This is a genomic window from Ferroacidibacillus organovorans, assembly GCF_001642725.1.
In the GTDB taxonomy this organism is placed as follows: Bacteria; Bacillota; Bacilli; order Alicyclobacillales; family SLC66; genus Ferroacidibacillus; species Ferroacidibacillus organovorans.
In genome coordinates this window covers 25,252-38,565 of sequence record NZ_LSUQ01000024.1, presented here as the reverse complement: position 1 = coordinate 38,565, position 13,314 = coordinate 25,252, and the positions used below count along the sequence as shown (strand labels likewise).

The following is a 13,314-nucleotide window of genomic DNA, read 5'->3' as shown; positions in this document are numbered from 1 at the left end:
CTCATACAGACGGCAGGCGCGAGCCGTGTCATTTGCATGGATCTGCACGCCGGACAGATTCAGGGATTTTTTAATATTCCGCTGGATCACTTGGTGGGCATGCCGATTCTCGCGCGCTATTTCGAGCATAAGAATATGGAGAACGTGGTGGTGGTCTCGCCGGATCTCGGCGGCGTCACGCGCGCGCGGCAGCTGGCCGAGCGCCTCGGGGCAACGCTTGCGATCATTGACAAACGGCGACCAGAGCCCAATGTTTCAGAAGTGATGAATATTATCGGGGACGTGCGCGGCCGTCACGCGATTTTAATTGATGACATTATCGACACGGGGGGCACGATTGCGCTCGCCGCTGAGGCGCTTCGCGAGCAGGGTGCGGCGTCCATCTACGCGTGTTGCACGCACGCCGTACTGTCTCCGCCGGCGCTCGACCGACTGAATCAGGCGCCGATTGAAGAGGTCGTTGTGACAAACACGATCGCGCGGCGCGATTATCAAACGATGGACAAGCTGGTGACGCTCTCCGTGGCAGAGATTATCGCTGAAGCAATCATGCGTGTGAACGACATGCGCAGCATCAGTGAATTGTTTGACTGAGCCGTGAGGGTGGCCGAGTCTTCTGAGCGAATCGATTGGAAACGTCATCCTTTGGGAATCCTGTGGGGGAGCAGGTCTTGCACCTGCCACACGAAGGAGGAACTTGGAATGACGGCACAGACAATCGAGGCTCAGATGCGCTCGCCTTCCAACAAAGGGACGCGCAAACGTCTTCGCAAAGCGGGGACGGTGATGGGAGTCATTTACGGTCGTGGCCACGCGCCGCTTTCGATTATGCTCGCGGAGGATGTTGTGCGCCAGCGCATCGCAGGTCATCGCGTTGTACGAATCGAGTGTGACGGGGTGGTTCATCCGTCGATCGTTCAGCGAATCCATCGCCATCCGATCTCGCGTCACATCCTAGACGTAGAGTTTCATGAGGTTGTGGGCGATGAGAAAACAGAAGCCAGCGTTCCGCTCATCTTACAAGGACTCGAAGCAGTAGAAAAACGCGGTGGCATCGTTCAACAACAGACGTTGGAGGTTACCATCTCCGCGAAACTCGATGACATTCCAGAGTGGATCGCGTTAGACATCGGCCATCTAAACGTAGGCGAAGTCATGCACATGCGTGATGTGACATTGCCGTCAGGCGTGGATCTGGCAGAAGATCCAGGCGAAATCGTCATCTCAGTGCTCGCGCCAAAGGCGACTGTGGCAGATGTAGGCGCCGCTCCAGACGCTGTAGAACGGACGACAACGCCAAGCGCATAGTGCGTGATTTTGTTCTCGTAGGGGCTATGGGGGAGTTTGATCAGAGCCGTGAAACTGATTGTAGGTCTTGGGAATCCGGGAAAAGAATACGCAAAGACCCGACACAACGTCGGGTTTTGGTGCGTTGAGGCGTGGCTCAAAACGCTTCCAGGCGTGCGTGAAAAAGGTAAGTGGGATGCACAGATCGCCGAGACGGATGTGCGCGGTGAGGCAGTCATTCTTATGCGGCCGCAAACCTTCATGAATCGCAGTGGACTTTCGATCGCGCGCGCCGTGCGAGAGAAGGGTCTCGACCCAGAACAGGACTTGCTTGTGATTTATGACGATATGGATCTAAGCGCAGGTGCGTTGCGACTTCGCGAGAAGGGCGGTTCTGGTGGGCACAACGGAATGAAATCGATCATTCAAGAATTAGGCACACAAACGTTTCCGCGCATTCGCGTAGGGATTGGCCGTCCCGAACCGGGAACGCTCGTCATCGATCACGTCCTGCACCCTTTTTCGCGGGACGACCGCATCCGTGTTGAAGCGGCAGTCGAGCGCGCCGTAGAGGCGGCGCATGCATTTTGTGTGGAATCGTTCCCACTTGTCATGAATAGGTTTAATTCCGCATCAAATGTAAAATAATGATAGCGTGTCCGTTTGGACGCCGCCGAAGACAAAGCGCTCGGCGTGCACCAAGATCGGAGAGAGCGTATCGTGAAGATTGTGTATACTTGCCGCTATTGCAAAAATCTTGTGGGTGAAATTGACGGAGATGGGCTCTCTGCAAGCGTGCTTGGTTTTACATCTTTGACTCCGGAAGAGAGAGCGGATATCATTTATTATGATGTCACAGATCAGAACCTCTACGTTACGACGGTCTGCGAGTACTGTGAGTCGGCGATTGCCAAACACCCCAGTCTGGTGCTTGAAAAAACGCCGCTTCAATAGCGCTTGGAACGGTCGCTATAGCTAATACATGCCCTTCTCCGATTCGGAATGGGCCTTTTTGCGTTGTAGGATTTGAACTTCTTTCGTGGGCTTGGGATGGGAGAGATAGGTATGCGCGAGTTGGTGCTTCATGTAGCGTCTGTTCCTGATGTAAAAAGCATCCATCGCGCGCTTGAGAAACCGGGGGCAAGCGTCGCACTCTCGGGGATTGGCGGAGCCGCGCGTCATCTGCTCTATGCGACAGTTTGTAAACGCGGCTACCCAGTCGTTATCGCAGCGCACTCCATGCAGGCGGCAGAAGTGATTGCGGGAGATTTGACAGAGTGGCTGCGAGATGAGGAGGTATGCCTTTTCCCGGAGCGGGAAATTTCCCACAGTGAGATGATTGCTTTTAGTCCAGAGCTTGCGGCGCTGCGCATGAGTACACTCGCGCGCCTGTCTGAGCGCGCAACCCCTGTGATCGTGACGACGATTCGGGCGCTCTCGCAACGCATCTTTTCACCTCAACATCTGCAAAATGCTGCCACGAAACTTGTGTGTGGAGAAACGCATGATCCAAAAGATGTGATGATCCATCTTATCGACATGGGCTATGAGCGCGTCGAGCGGGTTGAGGCGCGCGGGCAGTGCAGCCTGCGCGGAGGCATTCTCGATGTGTACGCGCTATACGGGCAACCGGTGCGCGTGGAGTGGTTTGATTTGGAGATTGATTCGATCCGCTTTTTTGATCCGGAGACGCAGCGAAGCCTCGAAAAGATGAACGAAGTTCGCCTCTGGCCCGCGCGCGAGTTGATTGCCACGGCCCAGGAATTGCATGCGCTTGCAGATCTTGTAGAGGCGCGCCTTCACGACCAGATTCAGCGCGTATCATCGGTTGAGACGCGCGAGCACCTGCGCGAGCACCTTGGCCGCGATCTTGAGCGCATGCGCAGCGCGGTGCATTTTCCCGGCTTGTTGCGGTATGCAGGGTGGCTTGAGCAGCGGGATGCGAAGCTTTTGGATCACGTGCCGCAGGATGCGATCATTCTATTTGATGAACCGACGCGCTTGCGCGAAACGATGGAACGCATCGCCCGCGAAGAGGCCGAGTGGACCGCGGGGGCGCTTGAGCACGGCGAGATTCTCCCCAATTTGGTGGAGGCGATCGATCCGACGCGCTTGTTTGTGACAAGACCGCTTCAGCGTCATCTCTATGTCAGCCTTCTCCCGCGCCATATGTCGGGGATTGCACTCACCGAGAGTCTCACGGTGAGCACGCGCGTCATGCAGCAGTTTCACGGACAGTTGCCACTTTTAAAGAGCGAGATTGCGCGCATGATGAAGGCGAATGAAAAGGTCGTGTTGCTCGCGAGCGATCGGGAGCGGTCAGAGCGACTCCTTCGCGTACTTGAGGATTTTTCCATCTCGGCAACCATTGTGGAGACGTTTGATCCAGCGCTTGAGAAACCGATGATCCTCATCGGCGCACTCTCTGCGGGGTTTGAATGGTCGGGCGTTCACCTTGCGGTCATCTCGGAAAACGAGGTGTTCGCGACGAAAAAGCGGGCGCGTCGCGTCCGCAGTGACGCGTCGGAAGCCGCAAAGATTAAGAGCTATCAGGATCTCCAGGTGGGCGATTATGTTGTGCACGCCACGCACGGCATCGCAAAGTATCTCGGAATTGAAACGCTCGTCATTGAAGGCAATCACAGGGATTATCTCAATCTTCGCTATGCAGGAAATGACAAGTTGTATGTCCCTGTCGAGCAGATTAATCTCGTCCAGAAATATCTTGGCAATGAGGAGAAAGAGCCGCGCGTTCACCATCTCGGCGGAACGGATTTTGCCCGGGCAAAGAGCAAGGTCAGGAAATCAGTGCAGGATATCGCAGAACAACTGATCAAACTCTACGCGCAGCGCGAGGCGACACCCGGCTACCCGTTCCGGGAGGATACCGACTGGCAGCGCGACTTTGAAACGATGTTCCCATATGAAGAGACGCCGGATCAACTGCGCGCCATTCGCGACATCAAAAGTGACATGGAGCGGGCGCGCCCCATGGATCGGTTGCTCTGTGGCGATGTGGGGTACGGCAAGACGGAAGTGGCCATTCGCGCGGCGTCAAAAGCTGTTTTTGACAGCAAACAGGTCGCTGTGCTCGTGCCGACGACGATCCTTGCGCAACAGCACTATGAGACGTTTCGCGAGCGCTTCTCCGGCTATCCCGTCACGGTTGAGGTGCTGAGTCGATTTCGCTCAAAAACGGAAACGACGCGCGTGATGCAGGGTCTTAAGACAGGCGCGGTCGACATCGTTATCGGGACGCATCGCTTGCTACAAAAACAGATTGCATTCAAAGACCTCGGTCTTCTTATCGTGGATGAAGAACAGCGATTTGGCGTCACACACAAAGAGCGGCTCAAGCAATTGCGCGCCAATGTGGACTGTCTGACGCTTACTGCGACACCGATTCCGCGCACCCTCCACCTGTCGATGGTAGGCCTTCGCGATCTATCGGTGATTGAGACGCCGCCGGAGAATCGTTTTCCTGTCCAGACCTATGTGGTAGAATACAGTGATGCATTGCTTCGAGAAAGCATAGAGCGCGAGATCAGCCGAGGTGGACAAGTATACGTACTCTACAATCAGGTCAAGGGCATCGACTCGATTGCAGAGCGGGTGGCGCGTCTCGTTCCGGATGCGCGGGTGGCCGTTGGGCACGGTCAGATGGCAGAGGATGAGTTAGAACGGGTGATGCTCGATTTTCTTCAGGGTGATACGGATGTGCTCGTGTCGACGACAATCATTGAAACGGGGCTCGACATTCCGAACGTTAACACGTTGATTGTCTTTCATGCGGATCGTATGGGACTTTCACAATTGTATCAATTGCGCGGTCGCGTAGGTCGTTCCAATCGCATTGCATATGCGTATTTCACCTATCAACAGGACAAGGTGCTCACGGAAGTGGCGGAAAAAAGGCTCCAAGCCATCAAAGAGTTCACGGAGCTTGGCAGTGGGTTCAAAATTGCCATGCGCGATCTGTCCATTCGCGGTGCGGGCAATATTTTGGGCGCAGAACAGCACGGATTTATCAGTGCGGTTGGATTCGACATGTACACGGAGATGCTCGCCGAAGCGGTGCGCGAATTGCGCGGCGATAGCGTGCAGGAAAAGCCGGAGCCAACGGTGGAAATCTCGATGGACGCGTATTTGCCGGATGACTATGTCACCGATCCGATGCAAAAAATCGAGATGTACAAGAAGATTGTCGCGGCGATTCGACGTCAAGATGTGGATGATCTGTACGAAGAATTGGAAGATCGTTTTGGAAATTTGCCTGACCCGGTGCACCAGTTGGTCATGATTGCAAGAATTCGCGCCTTTGCGCACGAGCATGATCTGGCTTCCATCGTCAAACAGGGGCATGATATGCATATCACCTTCAGGTCAGAGCGCACAGAGAAGATGTCGGGCGCGCGTTTGTTTGAGCTGACTCAACTCTATCCGCGACGGATGCGCCTCAAGTCAACGGGGGATGTGTACACGCTCATTCTTGAAGGGCGAGGTTTGAAAGACGACATGATTCTCGACATGACGATTCGTGTCTTGTCACAGCTCGACAAGGTTTACGAGAATAAGGAGGAATTGCCTCATGCCAAACAAAACACGCTTTCATAAAAGTACATTCGCGGTGACCATGGTTAGTGCTCTGCTCGTTCTCGCGGGATGCGGTACGAATGTCAGCGCCGCGACTGTGGCGACGTATAATGGGGGGACACTCTCCCAGCCGGAGTTTGAGACACAGGTACATATCGAGCAGCTTCTAAACCCGACGATGACACCGTCTGCCACGATTCAGACGGATATCGCCAAGCAGTATATTGTGCTGGCGCGCCTTCTCTTGCCAGTTGCGCAGAAGGCGGTTCCCAAAATGAAAACGTCTGTGCTTCACCAGGATACGCTCCAGTTCGAAAAGAATATTATCAGTGGGCTTTACAGCAACAATTCGACGACATTCAACCAGAAAATGCAGTCGCTGAAATTGACTGAGGCGGATCTTGAAACGTACGTTCAGGAGCAACTGACGCTGTCTTCCTACGCGCAGACGCTCGTTAAAACCATTCCGCTTTCGGAACAGCAGCTCTACTATAAAAATAACCTGGAACAGTACACGACGATTACGGAACAGGCGATTCTTGTTAAGTCACAGAGCTTGGCGCAATCGCTCGCCAATCAGTTGCGCGCAGGCGCGAGTTGGAAGACGCTCGCCGCTAAGTACTCGCAAGACCCAGGATCCGCCAAAAACAGTGGAATCTACACAAACCAGAATCCGACAAACTGGGTGGCACCGTTTGCGCAGCACGCGATGACACAGCCGATTGGCCAGGTTGGGCAACCGTTTAACTCAACGTATGGGTGGTTTGTCATGCGTGTCATTTCGCGTACCACGCAACCTTTTTCAAAAGTACAGTCCTCCGTGATGTCGGCGCTGGTTCAACAAAACGAGAAGAGCGCTTTCCTTGCGCTCTATAATCAGAAGCTGAAAACGGCAAACATCAAAGTGACACTGCCAAAAGCGTAGATCCCTTGTTGTGGCTACGCGATGAGGTTTTGCGTTTCCCGGATTGAACGAAAAGGCGTCCCAGCAAGGCGGGGCGCTTTTCCTAATTATTGGGTGAAAAAGATATGGAAAGTTTGCGTTCATTTAGGACATGATAACGTCAAGCGATGAACCTCATGCGAAAGAAGGATGAATGGGCAGATTCGAAAGGAAAGTGAGGAGGTATCTCATGAAGGCAACAGGTATAGTACGTAGAATTGACGATCTAGGACGGGTGGTCATTCCTAAAGAGATCAGGCGCACGCTGCGCATTCGCGAAGGGGATCCACTGGAGATCTTTGTGGATCGCGACGGTGAGGTGATCCTCAAAAAGTATTCACCGATTGGCGAGCTGGGCGATTTTGCAAAAGAGTATGCGGAGTCGTTGAATGAGACGCTTGGACATCCGACGCTTATTACGGATCGTGACGCGGTTATCGCCACGGCGGGTGCACCGAAGAAAGACTATCTCGAAAAATCGATCGGTCCTGAAGTTGAGAAAGCCATGGAAGACCGGAAGTTGAGTGTCGCCACAACCGCCAGTGAAATGCAGATTGTCAAAGATCGAAGCGAACATATCTCATCGCGCGTCATCGCCCCAATTATCTATAACGGCGATCCAATCGGCAGTGTCATCCTCTTTTCGCGGGACGAGCAAGTGCACATGGGGGAGCTTGAGACAAAGTTGGCAGAGACGGCGGCTGGATTTCTCTCGAAGCAAATGGAACAATAGCGGATTTTACGGCCTCATTCATGCGGGACAGGGAGCGCGCACCCTGTCCCTTTTCTTGTGCCAGCGCATGCTACTCGCGTGAAAATGCGGGAGCGACGAAGGGGAGAAAGGTTTCGGCGATGACGGCGTGACCTTGCAGGTTTGGGTGAATCGGAAAGGCGACGCCATTTCTGCCGGGAGCGCCGGCCACTCCGGTTCCATACCCATCAATGAGTTCGGCCTGGCGCCCGGAAAAGGCTTCTGCGATCGGTGCGACTGCTGCACCGACGTGCTCTGCCGCTGGCAGAATGACACGCTCGTTGTACACGGCCACAGCAATGTCAGCAGCTTTAGTGGCGGGATAAGGATTGTAGATCGTGCCGACCACCAGGGGACGTCGAGTAAGCGCGCGGATGCGGCGCAGGGATGCTGTATAGGCGAAGGCGCTCGCTTTAAGCGCACGTTCTACGGCGGCGCGCTGTCCGGAAAGTAGAATCGGAACGTTTTGAATGAGATCGTCACCGCCGATGAGTATACATACGGTACGCGCAGTGAGACCGCCTGTCACCCAGGCATCATTGAAGCGCAGCGCAGATGATAACGCATACGATGTCATGCCGGATTGACCATAATTGCGATAGTCGATCGGAAGATTCACTTGTCGCGAACACAGGCGCGTGAGCACAGGTACGAAGCCGTGCGACAGTGGGGCACCGTAGCCCGCCGCGATGGAATCCCCATAAACGGTGATTTGGTTCATCCTCTCCCCTCCTCTTCTAAGCGTATGCCATTTGCTCAGAGGGAGACAGGGCGTATTGCACGGATACGTGCTTAGAAGAGTACGGGTCACTCTTGAACGCTCATTCGGAGTCGCTGGGTGCCCGTTTTTTCGTAGAATGGGCAAAGGCGAGAGGCGCTCTGCGTGTTTTTGCATAGCATGAGAGGGATGAAACGATGGAATCCAGGAGGGGCAAGCGTGCAAAAAAATACGGGTAAATCACGGATTGCTAAAAAACGTCCGAGCAAAGCGGACGCGCGTGTTGAAAAAAACGTGCAAGCTCCACTTGAAGCCACGCGTTCGCAAGGAACGCCAGGCGGCTCATTTGACACACTGAAGGAAAACATGAAACGCATTGATAAAGGAAATCTGTTTGACGCGTTAAAACGGGTGAAGGACATGAAGCCGGAAGCGTGGCGCGATCCTACCACAGTGCGCGACCTTACGCAAAATATCGCGCAAGATATCGGAATCAAAGTCGATCCAAAGCGGATGAACGCTTTTTTGAACGCGTTCACTGATGCGACGAAAAACGCAGATGACAAGGGTCCGAAAGTGTCCGTTGAGGAAATTGCCAAGAAATATGGTGGCGATGCGGTGGATGACAAGACCATCAAGGAAATCAAAAAATTTGTTAAATGAGGCCTTAGATTCGTAACGCGATTGAAAAGGGGGCGCCGCCGCAAGGCGATGCCCCCTTTTAGAGATGCTGGCGACTGATATGCGTCAGCGGGCTGTCTTTTGTGCGCGTGGCGATTGTGCGCGTGGCGATTGCGCGCGTGGCGATTGCGCGCGTGGCGAGGATCGGCCGCGTTTCGCGTTGCTGCGCTTTACGGGTCGACGCGCTACGCTACGCGAGCGACGCTTTATGGTGCGCTTTGGCGGGTCGGTCACCGGGGACGCTTTGTCATCTTCCTTTTTCCCATTGCCAAGACGGTTGAACACCGTCGCACCAAGCGGGGAGTTCATCAACGCCATGAGAATGTTTGTAAAATCGGATGTGTCAAGGTTTTTTCCTTTTGACTCCATCAGTTTTTTGAGTACGCCTGAATCCTTCAAGGAGTTGGTTGTGACTGACAGTGTGTCCAAGACCTGATCGGCCTGTTGAACATAGCGTATGCAATGCTTACAAAACTCGCGCAAAGAAGTGATCGTGCCGAGCGAATCCTCGATCGATTTTGGCGTGAGCGTTTTGCTGATCGATTGGATCGCATCGACCGTCTTTTTCGCAGGCGCATTCGCTTCCGCGCGAATCAGTTGGAGTTCGCGCCGCAGGCGTGTGCGCTCTTTTTCATTCTCATCTGTCTTGTCCAGTTGCTGTAGACGCGCACGCAGCGCTTTGATGCGTTCGTTTCGCTGCTGGGTAGTAATTTTGGAGGCCATTTTCGTGTCAACTCCTGCGCAGTGCCTTCTTTGCGCAGTATATGAAAACGAGGCGCGCCGCGTGATGCGTGGCGTACCTCGAGTGAAAAAATGGGGATTGAAAGCGGTATGCGTTAGTGCGCGATGCGTTTCGCAAAGTCGCGCAAACGCTCCATCGCTTTCTCTAGGTTTGGCATGGATGTCGCATAAGAAATTCTGAAATTGTTTGGCGCGCCAAAACCTGAACCGGGAACGACGGAGATCAGCGCTTCAGACAAAAGCAGTTCACCGAGATGGTCGCCGTCGCGAATGACGATCGACTCGCCCGACATTTTGGTATAGGTCTTTGTAATCCATGAGGACGCGTTTGGAAAGACATAGAACGCGCCGTTTGGCTGTGCGCACGTGATTCCTGGAAGCTCTGCGAGCGCGCGCGTGACAAACTGCAGTCGCTCGCGCATGGTCTCGCGCGTTTGCGGAGAAAAGGTGCCAAGCGCCCCGAGTGCTGCGCGTTGAGAGATGGACGACGGGTTTGCAGTCGTATGGGATTGAAAGCTTGACATGGCCTGAATCAATGTGCGATCGCCCGCCACATAACCCACCCGCCAGCCCGTCATGCCAAACGTTTTGGAGAAACCGTTTACGACGAGGGTGCGTTTGCGCAGTTCCTCGCTCGAGGTCGCGATGCTCTTGTGCGTCACGCCATAGGTTAGCTGTTCGTAGATCTCATCACTCACCACATAGAGTGAGGTTGAAGTGAGCGCCTCCGCCAACGCATCGATCTCTTCGGGGGTGTATGTGACCCCTGTCGGATTGCTCGGGGAGTTGATAAGAATGGCTTTGGTGCGCGGCGTGATCGCGCGCAACACTTGTTCCGGGGTAACTTTGAAACCGCTCTGTTCATCCGTCTCAAGAACGACAGGGACACCTTCTGCAAGGCGAATCTGTTCCGGATAGCTCACCCAATAAGGGGCTGGCAGAAGCACTTCGTCGCCCGGATCAAGAAGGGTCATGAAGATGTTATAAAGAGATTGTTTTGCACCAGTGCTTACAATAATCTCATCGGGTGAATAAGAGAGGCCGTTTTCCTGCGCCAGTTTCTCGGCGATCGCCTTGCGCAATTCGACAATCCCGGCGGGCGCCGTGTACCTTGTAAAGCCTTCGGTAATCGCGCGAATCGCCGCGTAAGAAGCGGCGAGCGGCGTGGGAAAGTCAGGTTCGCCCACCGTAAGATTGACGACGTCATGCCCTTGTGCGATCAACGCCTTGGTTTTTGTATCCAGTGACAGGGTGGGCGACGGAGAGATCGCCTGCGCGCGTCGAGCTAGCGTGTGTGTCATGTGCGTTCTCCTCATTTTTTACTGAAAGTATAGCATATGCACACCGTACTGGCGCAGCGCAGGAGCGACGCTTTATCCACCGAAAAGTGAGCGCACCGCATTCCAGGCGCGCTCCCACACGGGAGCATTTTTCTCTGGGTGCGCCACACACGAGACAGTTGGCGCCGTGCCAGCGCGAAACGGTAAGACATCGCGGTCGGGGCACATCGAAGTGGCGCGCTGGCCCGTCTCCGGATCGATCGCCACGTTTTCGATTCCGGTTGCAGTCGTTGTCTCAAAGCCGCCACTTGGGTACTTGAGAATCGTTTGTTCCATCACATTGGCAAAAATCGGGGCGGCCACGTGTGAGGCGAGTGAACTGAGCGGGCGCATCTGATCATATCCGACCCACACGGCGCACACGGCGCGCGGCGTATAGCCGACCATCCACGCGTCAGTGTCGGTGGTTCCCGTCTTTGCGGCGACAGGCTCAGTCAAGATGTTGGAGACGCGATATCCGGTTCCGCCCGGTTTCATGACGTGCGTCAACATCTGGGTCATCTGCGCGGCGATGCTTGGGCGCAACACTTGTAAGCGATCGTCTGGCGCGCGGCGCAGCACGTGACCTTGTGAATCGGTGACACGCGAGACAAAATGCGGATGAACGAGCAGACCGCCGTTTGCAAACGCCGCGTAGGCGCGCGCCATTTGCAGCGTTGAGACAGGAAACACGCCGAGCGCGAGACTCGGATAAGGTTTCATGTCATCTGGCAGTCCAAGCGCGCGCGCCGTCTGGATGACGTGAAGAAGACCTGTGTCGATTGCTGTGTGCACAGCGTACACGTTGTCGGAGCGCGCGATCGCCTGCTGCATGTCGAGGTTGTGATAAGCGTAGTCATCTGCAAAATTGTGCACAAGATAGGCAGAGCCTGACGCACGGGAGAGGGAAAATGCAGTTGGGGCACTCTTGTAGCGGGTCGCCGGTGTCTTTCCACCATCGAGCGCCGCCGCATAGACCATCGCCTTAAAGGTGGAGCCCGGTTGCCGCATGGCTTGCGCGCGATCATAGGGGCTTGTGCGATAGTCGCGGCCACCCGAATAGGCCAAAATATCGCCGTTTTGCGGGTCCATTACGACGACCGCCGCCTGCAGTCCCGGAAACGGCCGCAATTTTGCCTTGATGATCTGATCGACGTGATGCGCAAGTGTAACATCAAGGGGCGTGTGGATCATGAGACCGCCGCGGTAAAGGTCGTCACTCGTCAGATGAAACTGCTGTTTTAAGTCGCGCGTTGCCGCGTCGACAAAATAGGGCGCATCCGTTTGCGCCGCGGAGCGCCGGATATACGTGAGCGGTTGCCGCTCTGCGGCGCGCGCCGCCGCCGTCGTTATGAAACCTGCGTGTACCATGGCGGAGAGCACCGTAGTTTGTCGCTCCTTTGCCGCTTTTGGATGCGTGAGCGGATCATAGAGACTAGGGCCCTTGGGAAGTCCTGCGAGCATCGCGCTTTCCGCCAGGGTCAAGTGAGAGACGGGTTTTCCAAAATAGGAGAGGGAGGCGGTTCCGATTCCTGTGGCGCCTTCTCCATAGTAGATGACATTCAAGTAGTCACTAAGGATTTGTGATTTTGTATAGTGCCACTCCAGTTGCATGGCGAGGAGCAACTCGCGCATCTTGCGCGACAGTGTGCGATCACTCGTTAAGAAAAGATTTTTGGCGAGTTGTTGCGTGATCGTAGAGCCGCCTTGCACAACGTGGCCCGCGCCGACGTTTGCCAAGAGCGCGCGCGTAATGCCTTTTAGGTTGACGCCGTGATGCGCGTAAAACTGGCGGTCTTCGATCGCGACCGTCGCCTCTTGAAGGCTCAGGGGAATGTCGGCGAGAGTGACCACTTGACGCGTGACTCCCGCGGATACAAGATCAGCAAGCCCCTTTCCATCAGATGCGAGAATGCGCGAAGGATCCATGATGATCCCCTTAGGAAGTGGCGCGTATTTTAAGTAACCCAGCGTGCATAGAAGGAAACTGCACAAACTTGAACCGATGAGAATCAACGGTTTTGCGTGGAATACGCGCAGCATGCGGCGAGCTTCACGCGCGCGCGGCGCGCGTGGGGATTCGACGGTGATGCGAAAAAGTGTGGCAGGCGTCAGTAAGAGTGGGTGAAGTTTCCATTTGCGCAATGCGATCGCCTCCTTGCGTTTCCAGTATGCCCCAGATTCGTGAAGCGAAATCACCGTGTGTGCGAGTTCAAAAGGTGGTCAGGCAAAATTCTGTCGCAAGAAAGAAGTCGTCGCGGGATCGCTTGATTTGTTATAC

At 54.8% G+C, this 13,314-nt stretch carries 12 protein-coding genes; 8 read left to right on the top strand and 4 right to left on the bottom strand.

Features of this window, described 5'->3' with window-relative positions:
- From AYW79_RS09030 to spoVT, 7 genes are all read left to right on the top strand, one after another.
- Window positions 1–594, top strand: a 594-nt coding sequence (locus tag AYW79_RS09030; RefSeq protein ID WP_156493897.1) for a ribose-phosphate diphosphokinase, incomplete at its 5' end; no start/stop codon positions are given.
- A gap of 108 nt (window positions 595–702) precedes the next feature.
- Window positions 703–1,308: a 50S ribosomal protein L25 gene (locus tag AYW79_RS09025; protein WP_067564733.1), complete on the top strand. Its 606-nt coding sequence runs from the start codon at window positions 703–705 to the stop codon at window positions 1,306–1,308.
- 48 nt (window positions 1,309–1,356) lie between these two features.
- Window positions 1,357–1,935 carry an aminoacyl-tRNA hydrolase gene (pth, locus tag AYW79_RS09020; RefSeq protein WP_067564731.1) on the top strand — a complete coding sequence of 193 codons (579 nt, stop codon included), beginning with the start codon at window positions 1,357–1,359 and terminating at the stop codon, window positions 1,933–1,935.
- A 72-nt stretch (window positions 1,936–2,007) separates the two neighbouring features.
- Complete coding sequence (locus AYW79_RS09015) at window positions 2,008–2,241, top strand: anti-sigma-F factor Fin (RefSeq protein ID WP_067564741.1); 234 nt, start codon at window positions 2,008–2,010, stop codon at window positions 2,239–2,241.
- A 111-nt stretch (window positions 2,242–2,352) separates the two neighbouring features.
- Window positions 2,353–5,901 (top strand): transcription-repair coupling factor, encoded by a 3,549-nt coding sequence (mfd, locus tag AYW79_RS09010; protein WP_067564729.1) that lies wholly within the window; start codon window positions 2,353–2,355, stop codon window positions 5,899–5,901.
- A complete protein-coding gene (locus AYW79_RS09005; protein ID WP_067564727.1) occupies window positions 5,876–6,805 on the top strand; it encodes a peptidylprolyl isomerase in 930 nt (309 codons plus the stop codon). The genes mfd and AYW79_RS09005 overlap by 26 nt, the downstream gene beginning before the upstream one ends.
- 208 nt (window positions 6,806–7,013) lie before the next feature.
- On the top strand, window positions 7,014–7,556 hold the full coding sequence (gene spoVT, locus AYW79_RS09000; protein ID WP_067564725.1) for a stage V sporulation protein T: 543 nt from the start codon (window positions 7,014–7,016) through the stop codon (window positions 7,554–7,556).
- Window positions 7,557–7,626: 70 nt separating this feature from the next.
- Here the strand turns inward: spoVT and AYW79_RS08995 are convergent, their stop codons facing one another.
- A complete protein-coding gene (locus AYW79_RS08995; RefSeq protein ID WP_067564723.1) occupies window positions 7,627–8,295 on the bottom strand; it encodes an SGNH/GDSL hydrolase family protein in 669 nt (222 codons plus the stop codon).
- A gap of 216 nt (window positions 8,296–8,511) precedes the next feature.
- On the opposite strand from AYW79_RS08995, the gene AYW79_RS08990 reads away from it, so the two are divergent.
- Window positions 8,512–8,955: a hypothetical protein gene (locus AYW79_RS08990; protein ID WP_067564721.1), complete on the top strand. Its 444-nt coding sequence runs from the start codon at window positions 8,512–8,514 to the stop codon at window positions 8,953–8,955.
- An 84-nt stretch (window positions 8,956–9,039) separates the two neighbouring features.
- On the opposite strand, the gene AYW79_RS08985 is transcribed toward AYW79_RS08990, so the two are convergent.
- The 3 genes from AYW79_RS08985 to AYW79_RS08975 all read right to left on the bottom strand — a co-directional run bounded on the left by AYW79_RS08985 (window position 9,040) and on the right by AYW79_RS08975 (window position 13,178).
- Complete coding sequence (locus AYW79_RS08985; RefSeq protein WP_067564719.1) at window positions 9,040–9,696, bottom strand: hypothetical protein; 657 nt, start codon at window positions 9,694–9,696, stop codon at window positions 9,040–9,042.
- Window positions 9,697–9,809: 113 nt separating this feature from the next.
- Window positions 9,810–11,015, bottom strand: a complete 1,206-nt coding sequence (locus AYW79_RS08980) for a pyridoxal phosphate-dependent aminotransferase (protein WP_067564717.1) — start codon at window positions 11,013–11,015, stop codon at window positions 9,810–9,812.
- Window positions 11,016–11,087: 72 nt separating this feature from the next.
- Window positions 11,088–13,178, bottom strand: a complete 2,091-nt coding sequence (locus AYW79_RS08975) for a transglycosylase domain-containing protein (protein WP_067952842.1) — start codon at window positions 13,176–13,178, stop codon at window positions 11,088–11,090.
- Window positions 13,179–13,314 lie beyond the last annotated feature (136 nt).